Here is an 18,018-nt window from a genome sequence, read left to right as displayed (position 1 = left end):
TGCACGCACCCCTGTGACATCAGCCGCTCCGCGGCGGGCCGGCATCGGGGCCGGGCCCAAGTCCGCCCGGAGGCCGGGCGGACGGGGCTTCCACGACACGTCCTGGCTAGACCGCGTCCGCCAGGGACAGGGCGTGAAGGCGGTCCGGGGGGCCGGGACGGGCGTAGTACCAGCCCTGGGCCGTGTCGCAGCCCAGGTCCCGCAGTTGCTCCGCCTGCGCCCCCGTCTCCACGCCCTCCACCGTGACGGCCAGGTCCAGGCTGTGGGCCAGTGAGACGATCCCCTCGACGATCTTCAGGTCCACCGGGTCCGCCGGATGCCGCTGCATGCCCTGGGTGAAGGAGCGGTCCAGCTTCAGCACGCTCACCGGCAGCCGCCGCAGGTTCGCCAGGTTCGAGTAGCCCGTGCCGAAGTCGTCGAGCGCGATGTCGACGCCCATCTCGGCGAGTTGCCGCAGCGGCTTCAGCAGGTCCTCGTCCGCGCCGATCAGCGCGGACTCGGTCACCTCCAGGCACAGTGCCGCCGGCTCCAGTCCCGAGCGCTCCAGCACGGCGACCGTGTCGGCGACGAGTCCGGGGTGGTGCAGCTGGGTCGGTGACAGGTTGACGTTGATCCGCAGCGGCCGGCCGTGGGGGCCGAGCGGGGTCTGCTGGTGCCAGAACCGGGCCTGGCTCACCGCCTCCTGGAGCACCCAGCGGCCCAGCGGCACGATCAGGCCGGTGTGTTCGGCGAGCGGGATGAACCGGTCGGGGCCGAGGACACCGTGCTGCGGATGGCACCAGCGCACCAGCGCCTCCGCCCCGTACACGCTGCCGTCGCCGAGGTGCACCAGCGGCTGGTACTCGATGAAGAACTCGCCGCGCTCCAGCGCCGCCGGCAGCGCCGTGGTCAGTCCGTGGCGGGTGATCGCGCGGGCGTCCGCCTCGGCGTCGGCGAACTCGAAGCGGTTGCCGCCCGCCGCCTTGGCCCGGTACATGGTGATGTCGGCGCTGCGCAGCACCTCCGCGGAGGTCTGCTCCCCGGCGCGTCCCTCGACGATGCCGATGCTGCCGCGGACGCTGATCTCCCGGCCGTCGAGCGTGACGGGTGTGTTCAGCACCGCGAGGACCCGGGCGGCGAGGTCGCGGACCTCGCGCTCGCTCTCCGCACCGGTGGTCAGCGCCACGAACTCGTCGCCGCCCAGCCGGGCGACCATCTCACCGGGCGCGGTGGCGCAGCTCTGGAGCCGGTCCGCGATCTCCACGAGCAGCCGGTCGCCGGCCGAGTGGCCGAGGCTGTCGTTGATCGCCTTGAAGCCGTCGAGGTCGAGGTAGCAGAGCCCGAAGCGCGTCTCCTCGCCGGCGGCCAGTGTCTTCTCCAGCCGTTCGAAGAACAGCGTGCGGTTGGGCAGTCCGGTGAGCGCGTCGTGCGTGGCCTCGTACCGCAGCCGCAGGTTGAGCAGGCGGCGCTCGGTGGTGTCCTCCATCAGCGCGAGCTGGTACTGGGGTCTGCCCTCGGCGTCGCGCAGCAGCGAGACCGTGAGGTTGGTCCAGAGCACGGTGCCGTCGTTGCGGTAGAACGGCTTCTCGGCCCGGAAGTGCTCGCGTTCGCCGCGTACGAGCTCCTCGTACAGGTCCCACACCTGCGGCCGGTCCTCGGGGTGGGCCCACTCGTGGACCTTGCGGCCCCGGACGTGGTGCTCCAGGCCCCCGAACATCCGCGTCAGGGTGTCGTTGACCTCCAGTACGTTGCCTTCGAGGTCGGCGATGCCGATACCGACCGCCGCGCCCTCGAACACGGCGCGAAAGCGCGTCTCGGTCGCGTGCAGCGCCTCCATGGCGTCGCTGCGCGCGGCGAGCGCCGACCGGGCGATGGCCTCCTGCTCGCTGAGCGTCCGCTCGCGCAGGGCCTGGGCGTAGCCGGCGGCGAGCGCGTGCTGGAGCCGGGCGCAGCGGGCCCGGCTGTCCTCGGCCTGTTCCTGCTCGTCACCGCAGTAGAGGACCAGATACGCGTCGACGACGCCGAGCGTGCGGCTGAGCGCGTCCGGGTCGGTGCAGTGGGCGTGGACGAGGGCGGCGCCCACGCCGTGGGCGGCGGCGGTGTCGAAGGGGCGTCTGCGCAGCGCGTCGCTCAACCGACGGGCCAGTGGCAGCAGATGCCGCTCGAACTCGGATCTGGTCAGCGAGGTGGCCGTGACCGGGAAGATCGCCCGGCTCCAGATGGTCGCGAACCGGCGGAGTCTGTCCTCTGGGCCGTCGGGGTCCGCCGCGGACGCCGCTGCCTGCGACGGCACCTTCACGCCTTGCGCCCCACGCCGGCGAAGCCGGAGAAGGCGTAGGGATCCTCCTGCTCGGCCGGGGTGTCGGGGCGCCAGTTCCCCATCGACACCAGCCCCGGCTCGACCAGTTCGAAGCCGTCGAAGAAGCGGGCGATCTCCTCGCGGGTGCGCATCACGAGCGGGTTGCTGATGTCGCTGTAGACGCCGACCACGCCGCCGACCTGCTCCTTGGGTACGGGGACGCCGTCGTAGGCGGCGTGGGTGACGAGGATGAGGCTGCCGGGTGCGAGGGCGGCGCCGAGTTCGGCGACGGCGCCCTGCGGGTCGTCCGCGTCCTCGATGAAGTGCAGCACGGAGACGAGGAGCAGGGCGACGGGGCGCTCCAGGTCGAGCAGCCGGGCGACCTCGGGGCTGCCGAGGATCTCCTGCGGCTTGCGCAGATCGGCGCCGGCGATCCCGGTGTTCTCGTTCCCCTCCAGGACCGCCTGGCTGTGCGCGACGGCCACCGGGTCGTGGTCGACGTACACGACCCGCGCTCCGGGGCTGGCCTCCTGGGCGATTTCGTGGACATTGCCGAAGGTCGGGATGCCGGAGCCGATGTCGAGGAACTGGGTGATGCCCTCGCTCACCGCGAAGCGCACCGCCCGGCGCATGACCGCCCGGTTCGCCTGCATGATCTTGGGGAGTCCCGGCACGAACTCCATGGCCCTGCGCGCGGCTTCCCTGTCGACCTCGAAATTGTGCGAGCCGCCCAGGTAGTAGTCGTAAATGCGGGACACGCTCGGCACCGATATGTCGATGCCCGGCGGGGCCCAGGCGGGACGCTCCATTGATTTCTCCAACAAGTCGCCACGGGACGTACGGCCATACTTGCGGCCGTGTTCGAGCCGAGGCTACTGATCGCCCGCCAAGAGAGCGAGCAGAAACGGAAATTGCCGATCCGTTCTTGGTCACACTTGCCTCCGGCACGTGCGGATGGCCCGCCGTCCACGCGGGGGAACGTGGACGGCGGGCCGGGGCCGGAGCGCTGCGTGGGGACTACTTTTTGGGCGCACCGACCGGCTTGCCCTCGGGCGAGACGGCGAACCAGGTGCCGCCCACGCCCTGGCCGTTGGTGTCGCCCGGCTTCTCGTCACCGGCGAAGGTGTAGATCGGCCAGCAGTCGATGGTCTGCTGCTTGATGCCGTCGGGGCGGTCGAAGGTGACGAAGCCCTTCTTCAGGACGCCCTCGGTGTCGTTCTTGTCCACCGGCTCGACGACCGGCCACTTCTCCAGGCAGGCCCCGGTGCAGGCCGTCTTCATCGGCCAGGCGGAGTCCTTCATGAAGCGGTAGACCGTCATGCCGTTCTTGTCGACGACGATCTCGCCGAGCTTGGGGTCGTTGCGGACCGACAGCCCGGCCAGGTCCGCGTCGCCGCTCTCGGCGCCGTCCGCGCCGCCGGGGGCGGCCTTCTTGCCGTCGGGTGCGGAGGCGAACCAGGTGCCGCCCACGCCCTGGCCGTTGATGTCGCCGGGCTTGGTGTCCTTGGCGTAGCGGTACATCGGCCAGCCGTCGACGGTGAGTTGCTTGGTGCCGTCGGTGCGGGTGACCTCACCGATGAGCGACTCGTCGGTGCCCGGTGCGGCGGTGACGTCGCCCGCGGCCACGACGGGCCACACCTTCGCGCACTCGCCTTCGCAATTCGACTTCGCCGGGCTTGCGGTGTCCTTGTCGAAGCGGTAGAGGGTGAAGCCCTCGCTGTCGGTGAGGACCTTGCCGAGCTTCTTGCTGTCCACGACGGCGAGCTGGCCCGCGGTCTTGGGTGCGGCGGCGGCGTCGCCGCCGGAGCCGTAGTCGGAGCCGTAGCCGTCGGCGGCCGGCTGCTGTGCGGGGTTGGCCGCGCCGACCGCCTGGCCATTGGGTGTTGCCGTGCCCTGTTCCTGACCGCACGCCGTCGTCAGCGCGAGTACGGCCGTCGCAGTCACCGCGAGCGAGACGTTCCGCCAGGTCTTCATTTCAGTCAACTCCCGTGATGCCCGATGCTGTTGTGACGCCTGGGTGCGTCGTTCATGGCCCTAGGTACGGGCGCGGGGGCGTGGTCTGTTCAACGGAAGCGGGAAAAATCTTTCGGGGCCGCAAACCCGATCGCCCGACAACCGCTCCATCAGGCGAATCACCGCCCGTCCCGGCGTGTCCGGCGCGGCTGCGGATCATGCTCACCGGCGTGTACGGATCGCTCGTCGGGCGGCTGTTGTCGGCCGCCGCACTCGCCTGGCTGCTGGCGGCACCGCTGCCCGCCGTGGCCGACAACTGCTCCTACGCCTCGATCGGGGGCGACGGCTCGCTGTCCGCCGTCGCGGTCGCGGGCACCGGCTCCTGCACGGCGGGCCCTTCGCCCGCTCCGGAGCCTTCTCCGCCGCCGCGTCCCGCCCCGCCACCACCGGAGCCACCGCCACCGCCTCCCCCGCCGCCGCGTGCCGAGGCCGAGCCCGCCCCTCCGCCGCCTCCGCCTCCGGCTCCCCCGACTCCCGCGCCTCCCCTGCCGGCTCCTGCACCCCCGTCACCACCGGCGCCCGCCCCGACCGTCCGCCCCGCGCTCGGCGCGCCGAGCCCCGTCGCGCTCCCCTCCTACCGCAGACCCCGGCGCGAGGAACCCCGCGGCGGGCCCTCCCTGGTCTCGCTCACGCTCCTCGTCACCGCGCCCGCGGTGCTGGCCGCGGCCTTCCTTCGTCCCCGCTCCCGTTAGCCCTGCTCGGAGGTACCTGTGTCGGAATGGGTCGTCCTGACGATCGCGATGGCCGCTGCGTGCGTGGTCGTCCTGACCATCACGGTCATCAACAACCGGCGGATCGGCGAGGACGACGATCCGTCGGAGACGCCCAGCGTCATCGAGTACATGACGATGATGATCGGCGTGGTGTACGCGATCGTGCTCGGCCTCGCCATCGCCGGGGTCTGGGAGGCGCGCGGCGCCGCCCAGGACTCGGTCCGCCAGGAGGCACAGGCGCTGCACGAGGTGTACGTCCGTGCCGAGGTGTACCCCGCCGATGTCCGCTCCCGGATCCGGCACGACGTCGACGCCTACGTCTCCCACGTCGTCACCGCGGAGTGGCGCCACATGGCCGAGCGGGGCACGCTCAGCGCACAGGGCACCCGGCTCCTCGACCGGGTGCGGCGGGATGTGACGGACTACGTCCCGAGGACCGACCACGAGGGGCAGGCGTACCAGCCGCTCGTCGACCAGGTCGCCGCCGCGGACGACGCCAGGGGCACCCGGGGCCAGGGCATCGAGGCGACGATGCCGGGTGTGGTGTGGTTCGGTCTGATCACGGGCGCCGTGGTAACCGTTGGCCTGATCTTTACGCTACAGATTCGACGGACATGGCGGGAACTTCTCCTCGCGGGGCTGTTCAGCGCCTTGATCGCCTTTCTGCTCTTTCTGATCTGGGATTTCGACGCACCTTTCGGCCGGGGTATTTCGGCCACGGCCGATCCCTTCACGGCTCTCTTCCCGCACCTCCGTTCCTGACGTCGGGGACCCGGGTGGCGTACGCCGCGAACGCGGCACTGTCCGCCACCCGGGTGACACCGTTACCCCATTCGACCGTCAGCGATCGCGGGCGCGTTAGGCCGCTCCTAGCGTTCCGGGTATCGAGGTGCATTCCCTGCCTTTGTGGAAACCCGTTCCGCAGCTGCTCCTCGGGGACCCGGAGGATTGCCCATGCGCGCGATACCGATCGCGTCCGCCGCTCTGCTCGGAGCGGCCGCCCTCGCCCTGACCACACCCATCGCGTCGGCCGCAGACGCCGACAGCGCGGGCGGCGCCGCCGGCGCCGCGCGCAAGCAGCCTTTCTCGTTCGCCGTCGCCCCCACCACCGTCGTCCCCGGCGGACGGGTCACCCTGACCGTGTCCGGCTGCCCGACCTCGGCCGCGGCCTCTTCCGGCGTCTTCGACACCGTGACCATCCCGCCCGGCCAGACCGGCGCGGCCACGGTCGACCGGGACGCCCGCCGCGGCGCCGTGTACTCCGTGACCTTCACCTGCGGCAGCCAGTCCGGCACCACCGACCTCAGGATCGCGGGCGGCTCGGCCCCCGCGACCACCCGCTCGACGTCGACCACCTCCACCGCCTCCCCCAAGGGGGTCAGAGGCGGGATCGGCGGCAGCATCGAATCCATGAACGCCGGCAAGATCGCCACCGGCGCGGGCCTCGTGCTCATCGCGGCCGGCGGCATCTGGTTCGTGGTGCGCCGCCACATGGGAAACCGTCTGCACTGAGCGCGCCGCCCAGCAGCACACCCCCCGCGAAGCCCGTCGCCCCGAGTCCTGGACCAGGACTCGGGGCGACGGGCGGTTCGGGCCGACCGGGAGGTTCGGCCGGTCATGCCTTCCCGCTGCTCATGCGGCGGCGACGGACGACGTAGACGGTGCCGCCGAGGGCCGCCGCGCCGACGAGTCCGCCGCCCACGGCCATTTCGTTGGTGGAGGGGCCCATGGAGCCACCGATCCCGCCCAGCGCGCCACGGCCCAACAGCACGGTGAACGCGCGGGTGGCAAGGCGGCCGTGGTCGTGGCACCGGACGGCCATGTTGTACACGCCCGGCGTCGCGCGGTCGTAGATCCGGGCGGTGGCGATGGAGTTGCCTTCGCCCCCGTGGTCGCCACCACGGCCGCGGTCGTTGTTGTTGTTCCGGCCGTTGTTGTCGCGTCCGTTGTCCCGGCCGTTGTTGTTGCCGTTGTTGTTGCCCCGCCCGTTGTTGTTCCCGCCCTGGTCACGGCCGTTGTTGCCGTTGTTGTTGCCCCGCCCATTGTTGTTCCCGCCCTGGTCACGGCCGTTGTTGCCGTTGCCGTTCCCGTTGTTGTTCCCGTTGTTGTTCCCGTTGTTGTTGCCACCCTGGTCACGGCCGTTGTTGCCGTTGCCGTTGTTGTTCCCCTGGCCCTGCCCCTGGCCGTGGCCGTTGTTCCCGTTGCCGTTGTTGTTCCCGCCCTGGTCCCCGCCGACGCCGCCCTCGTTCCCGCTCCCCTCCTCGTCCCAGCCGAAGTCGCCCTCACCGGCGTTCCCCGCACCGGGGTCGTCGCTCTTCTTCTTCGTGCCACCCTGGCTGCTGGCCTGCGGGCCGTGGTACCCGCCGCCGTCGTGGGACGACAGAATGGCCGTCGGGAACGCGTTGGACGACACGGTGCCCCCGCGCTTGCAGCCGTCGACCAGGATGGTCAGGGTCCCGCCCTGGTGGACCTCGGACGGGGACAGGTTGATGAATCTCGGGCCATCGTTGTCCCCGTTGCTGGTAGCGGCGGCGGTCAAGGGCGCGGAGAGCCCGACGGCCGCGCAGGCGGTGAAGGTCACCGCGAGAGCGCGTGAAGCACGCATGGTTGAACCTCCAGTGGACGGCGCCCCGGAACGGTGCTCCGGAGATTCGACGACAACGCCCTCCATGACGAACACTCACTGGCTTGCACATTCGCCGCATTTCGGGACTGGTCCACCCCGGTGAGCCGACACGCCGGTGCGAGCACCTCGTATCTGACGGAGTCGCAGGTCACGGACTGTCAGAAGCTTTTGTCCGATCATGTACACGGATGGGGCACCCCAAGTGGCCGTACCACCCGTTCGCCCCTCTCCGGTCGCCGCCCGCGCCCTCCGTGCTTAGCGTTCCTGCAGGCGATGAGATGGGAGAACCATGGGCCAGGACTGGACCGGCTCGGAGTCGAGGAGACGCTCCCCCTGGGGCGCACTGGCTCTCGTCATGCTCACCGGCCTCGCGCTGGTGCGCAACGGTGTCGACGTGGGCATGGGGCCGCCGCAGCCCGCCGTCGCGGCCGGCCTGGACAGCCGCCGCACCTATCAGGACCCGGTGCCGCTGACCGCGACGGTCGAGCCGCTGCCGTACGCCCCCGCGTCCAAGATCGGCATTCCGGCGCTCCGCGTGAACGCGCCGATCATCGACGTCGGTCTGGACGCAAACGGCTGGATCGAGGCCCCGGCCCCGGCGGACCCCAACCTGGCCGGCTGGTACCAGAACGGCATCGCCCCGGGGCAGCAGGGCACCGCGGTGATCGTCGGACACGTCGACAACGCCGGCGGCCCGGCCGTCTTCTACGGGCTCGGTGCGCTGCAGAAGGGCCAGCACGTCGAGGTGGGCCGCTTCGACGGCAGGACCGCCGTCTTCGAGGTGTACGCGATCGAGGTCTTCGGCAAGAACGACTTCCCCGGCGCCCGGGTGTACGGCGACACCGGAAGCCCCGAGCTGAGGGTGATCACCTGCGGTGGCGGCTACTCGCGGGCGACCGGCTACGACGGCAACGTCGTCGTCTTCGCCCGGATGATCTCGGCGCGGTGAACGATCCGGGGCCGGCTCCCCCACGGGCCGGCCCCTCGGCCGAAGACCCCTCGACCGAAGGATCCTCGGCCGAACAGTCCTCGGCGCAGCGGTCCTCGGCGCAGCAGCACCTCAGCGCATGGGCACGGTGAGCCGGTATCCGGACCGCCGCAGCTTCGGAAGGTACCGGCGCAGCGCGGCAACGCTCTGGGAGCGGTCGCCGCCCGCGTCGTGCGAGAGGACGACCGCGCCGGGCTCGGCCTCGTCCACGACCCGGCCGACGATCGCGCTCGTGCCGGGCTCGCGCCAGTCGAGGGTGTCGATCGTCCAGGCGAGCGGCTCCATGCCGAGCTCGGCGCCGATCTCGAACGTGCGCCGGTTCCAGGCCCCGTACGGCGCCCGGTGCCACAGCGGCGGGGTGCCGATCGTCTTCTCGATGAGCTCGCTCGTGCGCTCCAGTTCGGCGCGGATGCGGGACGGCGTGAGATCCGGGAGCAGCGGATGCGACCAGGAGTGGTTGCCCACGACGTGCCCGTCGTCGGCGATCCGGCGCAGCAGGTCCCCGTTGTCCGCCACCCGCTGCCCGCAGACGAAGAACATGGCCCGCACGTCATGGCCGCGCAGGATCCTCAGGATGTCCGGGGTGTAGAGCGGATCGGGTCCGTCGTCGAAGGTCAGCACCATCGAGCGGCCGAGCGAGGGCATGCGCAGGAAGGGCTCCTCGCGGACCGGGGTCGCACCCCGGGTCAGCTGGTACGGCGCGGATGCCGTCATGGGCCGGAGCCTATACGCCGACGCCTTGTGGACTCCAGCCCGGAACGCCTGCGGGCCCGCCGCGGGCGCCGGGGCCGCAGGCCGGCCCGGGGTGCCGGATCCGCCGGTGCTGAACAGGGGTGCGACGGCGGCTGCTGCTCCCGTGCAGAGGGCGATGCGCAGCAGTGACCGCCGCCCGAGCGGCGTCTGATCCGTCTCCATGGACCCATGGCTGCCACGGCCGGGGAACACCGGGACCCAGCGACACCGGTTCGGCGTACGAATGCACCCATTGGGAGCAGCAGTCGGGGGCGCGCGCGGGCGGGGTGCATCCCCTCGTCCGGCGTGTTCAGTGGCGGCGGACGAGCGGGAACGGCAAGGTGTCGCGGATGGTCAGTCCGGTCAGGAACATCACCAGCCGGTCGACCCCGATACCGAGTCCGCCGGTGGGCGGCATCGCGTACTCCAGCGCGTCGAGGAAGTCCTCGTCGAGTTCCATCGCCTCCGGGTCGCCGCCGGCGGCGAGCAGCGACTGGGCGGTGAGGCGCCTTCGCTGTTCCACCGGGTCGGTCAACTCCGAGTAGGCCGTGCCCAGTTCGGTGCCGAAGGCGACGAGGTCCCAGCGTTCGGCGAGGCGCGGGTCGCCGCGGTGCTGGCGGGTCAGCGGGGAGACGTCGGTGGGGAAGTCCTTGTAGAACGTGGGCAGCTGGGTGCGTTCCTCGACGAGCCGCTCGTACATCTCCAGGACGATGTCGCCCCGGGAGTCGTCGGGGCGGTGCGGGACTCCGGCGACATCGCAGAAGCGCCGCAGCGTGTCCTCGTCCGTGTTGGCGTCGACGTGCTCGCCGAGCGCATCCGAGATCGCCCCGTGGACGGTCATGACCGGCCAGGCACCGGAGATGTCGTGGGTGACGAGCCGCCCGCCGGGGCCGGCCTTGTGGGCGATGGGCGAGCCGAACGCGGCGGTGGCGGCGGCCTGGATCAGTTCGCGGGCGAGGTCGAGCATCACGTCGTAGTCGGCGTGGGCCTGGTACGCCTCCAGCATCGTGAACTCGGGGTTGTGCTTGTAGGAGACGCCCTCGTTGCGGAAGGTGCGGCCCAGTTCGAAGACCTTCTCCAGGCCGCCCACGCACAGCCGTTTCAGGTACAGCTCGGGGGCGATGCGCAGATAGAGGTCGAGGTCGTAGGCGTTGATGTGGGTGGTGAACGGCCGGGCGTTGGCGCCGCCGTGGATCTGCTGGAGCATCGGCGTCTCGACCTCCAGGTAGCCGCGGTCGAGCAGCCCTTGGCGCAGCGCCTGCACGGCGGCGGAGCGGGCCCGGACCACCCCGCGGGCGTCGGGGCTCGCGACCAGGTCGAGATAGCGGCGGCGGACCCGGGCCTCGGGGTCGGCGAGTCCGCGGCGCTTGTCGGGGAGCGGGCGCAGGCACTTGGCGGTGAGCTGCCAGGCGGTGACGAAGACGGTGAGTTCACCGCGGTCGCTGGCGCCGATCTCGCCGGTGGCGGTGATGTGGTCGCCGAGGTCGGCGTCGGCGGTGAAGGAGCGCAGCGTCTCGGGGCCGGATTCCGTGCGGGTGAAGGCGATCTGGAGGTCGCCGGACCAGTCGCGCAGCACGGCGAAGACGACGCCGCCGAAGTCGCGTACGGCCATGACCCGGCCGGCGACGGTGGTGCGCTCCCCGGTGCGCGCGCCGGGTGGCAGGGACGGGTGCGCGGCGCGGACGGCGGCGTGGGTGCCGCCGGGCGGGGCGACGCCGACGGGGTACGGGTCGAGGCCCCGTTCACGCAGCCGCTCCAGTTTGCGGTGGCGGATGCGCACCTGTTCGGGCAGCCGGCGTTCCCCCATCGGGCGTACGGTGTCGGGCCCGGCCAGTTCCAGCGCGTCGATCGCCGGGAGCCCGGCGGTGCTGGCGACGGGTCCGGCGACGCCGCGTGGCCGCCCCCTGCCCCGGAGCCGGCCCAGCGTGGGTACGGAGACGAAGCCCTCGGCGATCGCGGAGGCGAGGCCGATGCGGGCGAGGGCGCCGGCGTCCCCGTAGCAGAGGAACCGCGGGTACCAGGCGGGCTGGTATTTGACGTTGGACCGGTAGAGGGCCTCCAGCTGCCACCACTTCGAGAAGAACAGCAGCAGTCTGCGCCACAGCCGCAGCACGGGCCCGGCGCCGATGCGGGCGCCCTCCTCGAAGGCCGAGCGGAAGACGGCGAAGTTGAGGGAGATCCGGCGGACGCCGAGCCGGGGGGCCTCGGCGCACAGCTCGGCGACCATGAACTCCATGATTCCGTTGGGGGCGTTGTCGCGGTCGCGGCGCATGACGTCGAGCGAGATCCCGTCGCGTCCCCAGGGGACGAAGGAGAGCAGCGCGACAAGCCGGCCCTCGTCGTCGCCGTCCGTGTCACAGGGTCCGGGTCGGGCGGCGGCGGTGCGACCGGGTCCGGGTCCGGGTCCGGGTCCGGGGAGGAACGCCTCGACGAGCAGGCAGTCGCCGTCACCGGGGTCGCCGAGCCGGTCCAGGGCCATGGAGAAGCCGCGCTCGGTCTCGGTGTCCCGCCAGGCGTCGGCCCGGTGGATGATCCGGCGCATCTCGGCGTCGCTGAGGGTGGAGTGGCGGCGGATCCGGGCGGTGGCGCCGAGCCGGCGCACCCGGTGGACGGCCTGCCGGGTGACCCGCATGTCGCGCCCGTCCAGGTCGAACCGGTCGACGTACAGGATCGCCTCGTCGCCGAGCTGGATCGCGCCGAGCCCGGAGCGCGCGTAGGCCCTGGCACCGTCCTCGGACGCGCCCATGACCGCGGGCGCCCAGGCGTAGCGGCGGGCGACGTCCAGCCAGGTCTCGATGGCGGGGGTCCACGCCTCCTTGTCGCCGACCGGGTCGCCGCTGGCGAGGGCGACGCCGGCCTCGACGCGGTAGGTGACGGCGGCCTTGCCGCTGGGCGAGAAGACGACGGCCTTGTCGCGGCGGGTGGCGAAGTAGCCGAGGGAGTCCTGGGAGCCGTAGGCGCCGAGCAGGGCGCGGATACGGGGTTCCTCGTCGCCGTGCAGAGCGGACTCCATGCGCTGGGAGCGGAAGAGGGTCGCGGCGGAGGTGAGCAGCGCGACGGCGCCGAAGAGGCCGAGGAGGAAGAAGAGGACGCGGGGCGGGCTGCCGTCGAACTGGGCGCCGGAGACGAGTCCGCCGAACACCCGGTTGGCGGACCACAGCAGCCGCTGCTCGGGGTCGAGGCTGCCGGGGAAGAGCTCGACGAGCCCCCAGCCGGCGAGCACGCCCGCGGCGAGGCCGAGGACCAGGACGAGCAGCGCCCGGCGCAGCGAGCCGCGGCGCGTCGCGGCGTAGAACTCGTGCCGGGCGACGACCAGCACCGCCAGGGCCAGCAGGCACACGACGAGGCCGGGGATCCCGCCCTGGTCGCGGGCGAAGGCGATGACCAGGATGTCGGTGACGACGATCAGCGCCAGATACGTGACGACCAGCCACCAGGCGGCCTTCTTGCGGGCGCCGACGGCCGCCGCGAGCAGCAGCAGGAAGACGGCGTAGGCGAGGTTGGCGCTGACGGGTACGGCGACGCGGTCGAGGAAGAGCGCGACGGGGAGGAGCAGTCTGCGCAGCGGGGCGATGAGCGCGATGACCGCGCAGAAGACCCCGAGCAGGGCGAAGAACGTCGCGAAGCCGTCCGGCACCCTGCCGATGAGGCGGCTCCGGGCGGCGGCTGCTGAGCGCTCCTCCACGCTGACACCCATGCTCCGCACTCTAGGGAGGGCCTCGCCCGGCCGCCTGTCGGCGGGACGGCAGCCGGGCGGCGGGGCGGCGGGACGGCAGCCGGGCGGCCGGGCGGCGGGGATAGGCTCGTGGCGTGAGCGAGCAGCAGCCCCCGGGGTTCGAGCGCGGCACGGACGGTCCGAAGGTGATCGTCGTGGGCCTGGACGGTTCCGATTCGTCGTTGCGGGCGGCCGCGTACGCGAGCGGTCTGGCCCGGCGGCAGAACGCCCTGCTCGCCGCCGTGTACGTGCAGCCGCTGATGCCGGCGGGCGCGGCGCTCGGCGCCCCGGTGCCGGACACGGCCGGGGAGATCGCGCAGGGGCTGATCGCGGAGATCCGCGAGGCGATGGAGCGGGTCCGGGGTATCTGGGAGGTGCGCTGGGAGTTCCACACCTTCCGCGGCGACCCCTACAGCGGCCTGGTGAAGGCCGCGGACCAGCTGCGGGCCGACGCGGTCGTCGTGGGGGCGTCGGAGTCGGCGGGCCATCGGATCATCGGCTCCGTGGCGGTACGGTTGGTGAAGGCCGGGCGCTGGCCGGTGACGGTGGTTCCGTAACGCCCGCGAAGCCTTCGCGACCCGCGCGGATCGTCCCCGGCTCCACGCGGAATCCTCACTCGCCGGCCTGCATGTCGCCTTCCGCACGCAGGCGCCGCTGGTCCATCATGAACCGCCTCGGCCGACAGCAGTCCGCGAAGAGGTGACTCATGGCAGGGCTCCGGGTGGGACAGGGCGTGCTGCGCCGCAAGCCCATCGCACTGATCGAAGAAGGCGCCCCGGGCGAACAGCTCACCAGGACGCTCGGCCTGTGGCAGCTCACGGCCATCGGCGTCGGCGGCATCATCGGGGCGGGGATCTTCGCACTCGCAGGGGCGGTGGCGAACGAGACGGCGGGTCCCGCGGTCCTCGTCTCGTTCCTGATCGCGGGTGTGGCGAGCGCGGCCGCGGCGTTCTCGTACGCGGAGTTCGCGGGACTGATCCCGAAGGCGGGGTCGGCCTACACGTACGGCTACGCGGTCCTCGGAGAGCTCGCCGGCTGGTTCATCGGCTGGGACCTGCTCCTGGAGTACACGGCGATCGTCGCGGTGGTCGCGATCGGGATCTCGGGCTACTTCAACTTCCTGCTGGGCGAGATGGGGGCGGAGCTGCCCGTCTGGATGCTGGGCGCGCCCGGCACGGGCCCCGGCCACCAGGTGGATCTGATCGCCTCGGTGCTGTGCCTGTTCACCGCCTACCTGCTGACCCTCGGCATCAAGAACGCCGCCCGTTTCGAGACGGGCGTCGTGGTGCTGAAGGTCCTGGTCGTGCTGCTGGTGATCGTCCTCGGCTTCTTCCACATCGACTCGGCCAACTACAACCCCTTCTTCCCGTACGGCGTCAGCGGCGCCTTCACCGGCGCGGCGACGGTCTTCTTCGCGGTGTTCGGCTACGACGCCATGTCGACGGCGGCCGAGGAGTCCAAGGACGCGCAGCGCCACATGCCGAAGGCGATCGTCTACTCGCTGGCGATCTCGATGGTGCTGTACGTGCTCGCCTGCCTCGTCCTGACGGGGATGCAGAACTACAAGGAGATCGACCCGGAGAGCGGCTTCTCCTCGGCCTTCAAGGCGGTGGGTCTCGGCGGCGTCGCGAACGTCATCGCGGTGGGCGCCATCATCGGCATCCTCACGGTGATGTTCACCTTCATGCTCGGTGTGACCCGGGTCTGGTTCTCGATGAGCCGGGACGGGCTGCTCCCCCGCTGGTTCGCCAAGACGCATCCGACGCGGCACGTCCCGATCCGTGTGACCTGGATCGCCGGTGTGGCGTCGGCGGTGATCGCCGGCTTCCTGCCGATCGGCGAGGCGGCCGAGCTGACCAACATCGGCATCCTGCTGGCGTTCGTCGTGGTGTGCGTCGCGGTGATCGTGCTGCGCTACCGGCATCCGGAGCTGCCGCGGACGTTCCGCTGTCCGGGCATGCCGGTCGTGCCGGCGCTCGGTGTCGTCTTCTCGGTCTGGCTGATCACCTTCCTGGACTGGCAGACGTGGGCGCGGTTCGCGGTGTGGTTCCTGGTCGGCCTCGTCATCTACTTCACCTACTCGTACCGCCGCTCGGAGCTGGGCAGGACCGAGCGGGAGGGGCGGCCCGGACCGGGGTAGCACACCCGTCCGGTCGACCGCTCGCCGCACCATTCGCCGAGGAGTGCGACCGCTCAACGCACATCCGCGTACGACGCCTGTCCCTTCACGCCCCGATGCGTTCGGATACGCCACGCAGCAGCGAAATCCCTGGTGACTTCTGCGGGAGAGGATGCCGACGATGGCGACGGCAACGGCGACGACCGACGAGCGGGCCCTGGCGGAGCTGAAGCGCGAACACGGTCCCGCCCTGCTGAGCTTTCTGGTCGGACTGACCTACGGCGACCGGCAGCGGGCCGAGGACCTGCTCCAGGAGACCCTGCTGCGGGCCTGGCAGCACCCCGAGGCGTTCGAAGGTCCGTACGAGTCGATGCGGCCGTGGCTCTTCACCGTCGCCCGCCGGCTCGCGATCGACGCGCGCCGCTCCCGGCTGGCCCGGCCCACCGAGATCGCCGACGGCATCCTCGCGGCGACGCCCGACCCGGCGGACGCCACCGACCGCGCCGTCGCGGCGCTCGACGTCCGTGCGGCAGTGCGCTCACTGAGCCCCGAGCACCGGGCCGTGCTGGAGGAGATCTACTTCCAGGGGCGCAGCGTCGCCGAGGCCGCGCAGGCGCTCGGCATACCGGCGGGCACGGTCAAGTCGCGCTCGTACCACGCGCTGCGCCGGCTGGCCCGCTCGCTGCCGGGCTACAGCCGTGCGCCGGTCGCCTCCGCGGCATGAGGCCCGGCGCCTCCGCGGCGTGAGGCCCGGCACCTCCGAGGGCGTGAGGCCGGGCGCCCTGACGCCGAGGGGCCGACCGGCCGACCGGTCCCGCCCCACGCGGACCGGCTTCTCGCCCCGGGCCGGCGTCACTTGGGCACCGGACGCCCCGGCAAGGTTCTGGACTCCCCATGGCCACGGAGCCGTCTCCGCGGGATTCGCCATCGGCCGCTCGGGTTGAGTAAAGAGGGACCCGGACGCGTGTCTCACGGTGGAGGCTCGTCGTCGACAGCCGTAGGACGAGCACATGAGCGAGAGTCCGGGGAGAAGGTGGGGAGAGTGCTGCCCGAGAGTACGAACGGCACCGGTGCTGTCGGTCCGGAGGTCCCCATGGCCTGGCTGTGCGCCGACTACCTGGCCCACGAGGTGCTGCGCACCGGCGGCCTGGTGGAGACCGGTTCGCTGGAGTTCAGGGCCGGCCGGGAGACGCTGGCCCTGACGATCTACCTGTGCGGCGGCCCCGACGAGCCCGCCGGCATACGGTCCGAGTACCGGCTTGACGAGTGGCTGTCGCGCACGGCCTACGGGCATCCCTGGCCGGAGTGGGTCTCCGAACGGATGGCCGTCCGGGCGGCGTTCGAGCGCGACGTCACCGGTCCCGACCCCGGACTGGCGATGGCGCGCAGCGCCTGGCGGTGGCTGGAGCGGACCGAGCTGCTCGCCACCGATCTCGGCGACGGGACGGGGCCGTGGCCGACGGTCCTGCCGCCGGAGGAGACGGTGGACGAGTCGGCGCAGGTGTGGACGCCCGCCTGGCGGCTCGGGCTGCCCCTGGGCCATCTGGCCATCCATCTCTACTGAATCCCGGTGGATCCCTACCGAGCCGCGTTCTTGTGCACGCCCGCCCGGTACTTGGGGATCCGGACCGTGATCTTCATGCCCGCCGCGACGCCCGTCTCGATGACGAGGCCGTGCTCGTCGCCGTACACCTGCCGCAGCCGTTCGTCCACGTTGCGCAGCCCGATACCCGACGGACGGGCACCGTCGTCCCCCGCGAGGATGCGGCGCAGCTCGGCCGGGTCCATGCCGACGCCGTCGTCCTCGATGGTGACCACCGCCTCGGCGCCCGCGTCCCGCGCGGAGATGGAGACCCGGCACTCCTCGCGGGAGTCCTCCAGGCCGTGCTTGACGGCGTTCTCGACGAGCGGCTGGAGGCAGAGGAAGGGCAGGGCGACCGGGAGCACTTCGGGGGCGACCTGGAGGGTCACCTTCAGCCGGTCGCCGAAACGGGCCCCCGCGAGCGCCAGATACTGCTCGATGCAGCGGAGTTCGTCGGCGAGGTGGGTGAAGTCGCCGTGCCTGCGGAACGAGTAGCGGGTGAAGTCGGCGAACTCCAGCAGGAGTTCCCTGGCCCGTTCGGGGTCGGTGCGGACGAAGGAGGCGATGGCGGCGAGCGAGTTGAAGATGAAGTGGGGGGAGATCTGGGCGCGCAGCGCGCGGATCTCGGCCTCGATCAGCCGGGTGCGGGACCGGTCGAGCTCGGCGAGCTCCAGCTGGACGGAGACCCAGCGGGCCACCTCCGTGGCGGCCCGCACGAGCACCGCGGACTCCTTCGACCCGTAGGCGACGAGCGCACCGAGTACGCCCTCCTCGCCGGTGAGCGGGGCGATGACGGCCCAGCGCAGCGGGCACTCGGGGGTGTCGCAGCCGGTGCGGAGCGACTGGCTGCGGCCCGAGTCGAGTACGCCGGCGACGCTGCGCATCACCCGCTCCCCGTGGTGGTCGCCGCCGCTGCCGTCCCAGGCGAGGACGGTCTCGCGGTCGGTGAGGCAGAGCGCCTCGGTGCCGAGCAGGGAGCGCAGCCGTCGCGCGGCCTTGCGGGCGGTGTCCTCGGTGAGACCGGCGCGCAGCGGAGGGGCGGCGAGCGAGGCGGTGTGCAGGGTGTGGAACGTGGCCCGCTCGACGGGGGTGCCGAGGTCGAGGTCGGGGTCGGTGTCGCGGCGTGCGGTGAGCCGGCCGAGTCCGAACCCGGCCGCGAGGAGGACGGCCGCGGCGGCGCCGAGCGCGGCCAGCGCCGTCGCGCTCATCGCGGGCCCCCCGCGGTCGTCGCAGGCCCTCGGTGGCGTGGCGT

At 72.0% G+C, this 18,018-nt stretch carries 15 protein-coding genes; 8 read left to right on the top strand and 7 right to left on the bottom strand.

The window, feature by feature from the left end:
* Nucleotides 1-106 precede the first annotated feature (106 nt).
* The 3 genes from KK483_RS32715 to KK483_RS32705 form a co-directional block, all read right to left on the bottom strand.
* Nucleotides 107-2,278, bottom strand: coding sequence for a bifunctional diguanylate cyclase/phosphodiesterase (locus tag KK483_RS32715; protein WP_262008827.1), 2,172 nt, complete (start codon nucleotides 2,276-2,278; stop codon nucleotides 107-109).
* Complete coding sequence (locus KK483_RS32710; RefSeq protein WP_262008826.1) at nucleotides 2,275-3,087, bottom strand: SAM-dependent methyltransferase; 813 nt, start codon at nucleotides 3,085-3,087, stop codon at nucleotides 2,275-2,277. Before KK483_RS32710 ends, KK483_RS32715 begins: the two co-directional genes overlap by 4 nt.
* A gap of 208 nt (nucleotides 3,088-3,295) precedes the next feature.
* Nucleotides 3,296-4,252, bottom strand: a complete 957-nt coding sequence (locus KK483_RS32705) for an SCO0930 family lipoprotein (RefSeq protein WP_262008825.1) — start codon at nucleotides 4,250-4,252, stop codon at nucleotides 3,296-3,298.
* 197 nt (nucleotides 4,253-4,449) lie between these two features.
* Here KK483_RS32705 and KK483_RS32700 point away from each other — a divergent pair, with 197 nt between their 5' ends.
* The 3 genes from KK483_RS32700 (at nucleotide 4,450) to KK483_RS32690 (ending at nucleotide 6,516) form a co-directional block, all read left to right on the top strand.
* Nucleotides 4,450-4,983, top strand: coding sequence for a hypothetical protein (locus tag KK483_RS32700; RefSeq protein WP_262008824.1), 534 nt, complete (start codon nucleotides 4,450-4,452; stop codon nucleotides 4,981-4,983).
* An 18-nt stretch (nucleotides 4,984-5,001) separates the two neighbouring features.
* Nucleotides 5,002-5,766: a DUF4239 domain-containing protein gene (locus tag KK483_RS32695; protein WP_262008823.1), complete on the top strand. Its 765-nt coding sequence runs from the start codon at nucleotides 5,002-5,004 to the stop codon at nucleotides 5,764-5,766.
* 192 nt (nucleotides 5,767-5,958) lie between these two features.
* Complete coding sequence (locus KK483_RS32690; protein WP_262008822.1) at nucleotides 5,959-6,516, top strand: hypothetical protein; 558 nt, start codon at nucleotides 5,959-5,961, stop codon at nucleotides 6,514-6,516.
* Between the two features lie 103 nt (nucleotides 6,517-6,619).
* Here the strand turns inward: KK483_RS32690 and KK483_RS32685 are convergent, their stop codons facing one another.
* Nucleotides 6,620-7,609, bottom strand: coding sequence for a hypothetical protein (locus KK483_RS32685; RefSeq protein ID WP_262008821.1), 990 nt, complete (start codon nucleotides 7,607-7,609; stop codon nucleotides 6,620-6,622).
* A 310-nt stretch (nucleotides 7,610-7,919) separates the two neighbouring features.
* Between KK483_RS32685 and KK483_RS32680 the strand changes: the two genes are divergently transcribed.
* On the top strand, nucleotides 7,920-8,579 hold the full coding sequence (locus KK483_RS32680; protein ID WP_262008819.1) for a class F sortase: 660 nt from the start codon (nucleotides 7,920-7,922) through the stop codon (nucleotides 8,577-8,579).
* Nucleotides 8,580-8,690: 111 nt separating this feature from the next.
* On the opposite strand, the gene KK483_RS32675 is transcribed toward KK483_RS32680, so the two are convergent.
* Both KK483_RS32675 and lysX read right to left on the bottom strand, forming a co-directional pair.
* On the bottom strand, nucleotides 8,691-9,332 hold the full coding sequence (locus KK483_RS32675; protein ID WP_313879500.1) for a polysaccharide deacetylase family protein: 642 nt from the start codon (nucleotides 9,330-9,332) through the stop codon (nucleotides 8,691-8,693).
* Between the two features lie 328 nt (nucleotides 9,333-9,660).
* Nucleotides 9,661-13,047 (bottom strand): bifunctional lysylphosphatidylglycerol synthetase/lysine--tRNA ligase LysX, encoded by a 3,387-nt coding sequence (lysX, locus tag KK483_RS32670; protein WP_262008817.1) that lies wholly within the window; start codon nucleotides 13,045-13,047, stop codon nucleotides 9,661-9,663.
* Between the two features lie 113 nt (nucleotides 13,048-13,160).
* On the opposite strand from lysX, the gene KK483_RS32665 reads away from it, so the two are divergent.
* The 4 genes from KK483_RS32665 to KK483_RS32650 all read left to right on the top strand — a co-directional run bounded on the left by KK483_RS32665 (nucleotide 13,161) and on the right by KK483_RS32650 (nucleotide 16,748).
* Entirely contained in the window at nucleotides 13,161-13,622 is a 462-nt protein-coding gene (locus KK483_RS32665) for a universal stress protein (RefSeq protein ID WP_262008815.1), read from the top strand.
* Nucleotides 13,623-13,771: 149 nt separating this feature from the next.
* A complete protein-coding gene (locus KK483_RS32660) occupies nucleotides 13,772-15,205 on the top strand; it encodes an amino acid permease (protein WP_262008813.1) in 1,434 nt (477 codons plus the stop codon).
* A 160-nt stretch (nucleotides 15,206-15,365) separates the two neighbouring features.
* Nucleotides 15,366-15,908 carry a sigma-70 family RNA polymerase sigma factor gene (locus KK483_RS32655; RefSeq protein WP_262008812.1) on the top strand — a complete coding sequence of 181 codons (543 nt, stop codon included), beginning with the start codon at nucleotides 15,366-15,368 and terminating at the stop codon, nucleotides 15,906-15,908.
* Between the two features lie 318 nt (nucleotides 15,909-16,226).
* Entirely contained in the window at nucleotides 16,227-16,748 is a 522-nt protein-coding gene (locus KK483_RS32650; RefSeq protein WP_399015606.1) for a hypothetical protein, read from the top strand.
* Nucleotides 16,749-16,762: 14 nt separating this feature from the next.
* Here the strand turns inward: KK483_RS32650 and KK483_RS32645 are convergent, their stop codons facing one another.
* Nucleotides 16,763-17,974, bottom strand: a complete 1,212-nt coding sequence (locus KK483_RS32645) for a sensor histidine kinase (protein ID WP_262008811.1) — start codon at nucleotides 17,972-17,974, stop codon at nucleotides 16,763-16,765.
* Between the last annotated feature and the right edge of the window lie 44 nt (nucleotides 17,975-18,018).

Source organism: Streptomyces sp. FIT100, from assembly GCF_024584805.1.
Classification (GTDB): domain Bacteria; phylum Actinomycetota; class Actinomycetes; order Streptomycetales; family Streptomycetaceae; genus Streptomyces.
Note: the sequence above shows the minus strand (reverse complement) of the source record. Positions and strands in the feature narration are given on the sequence as shown.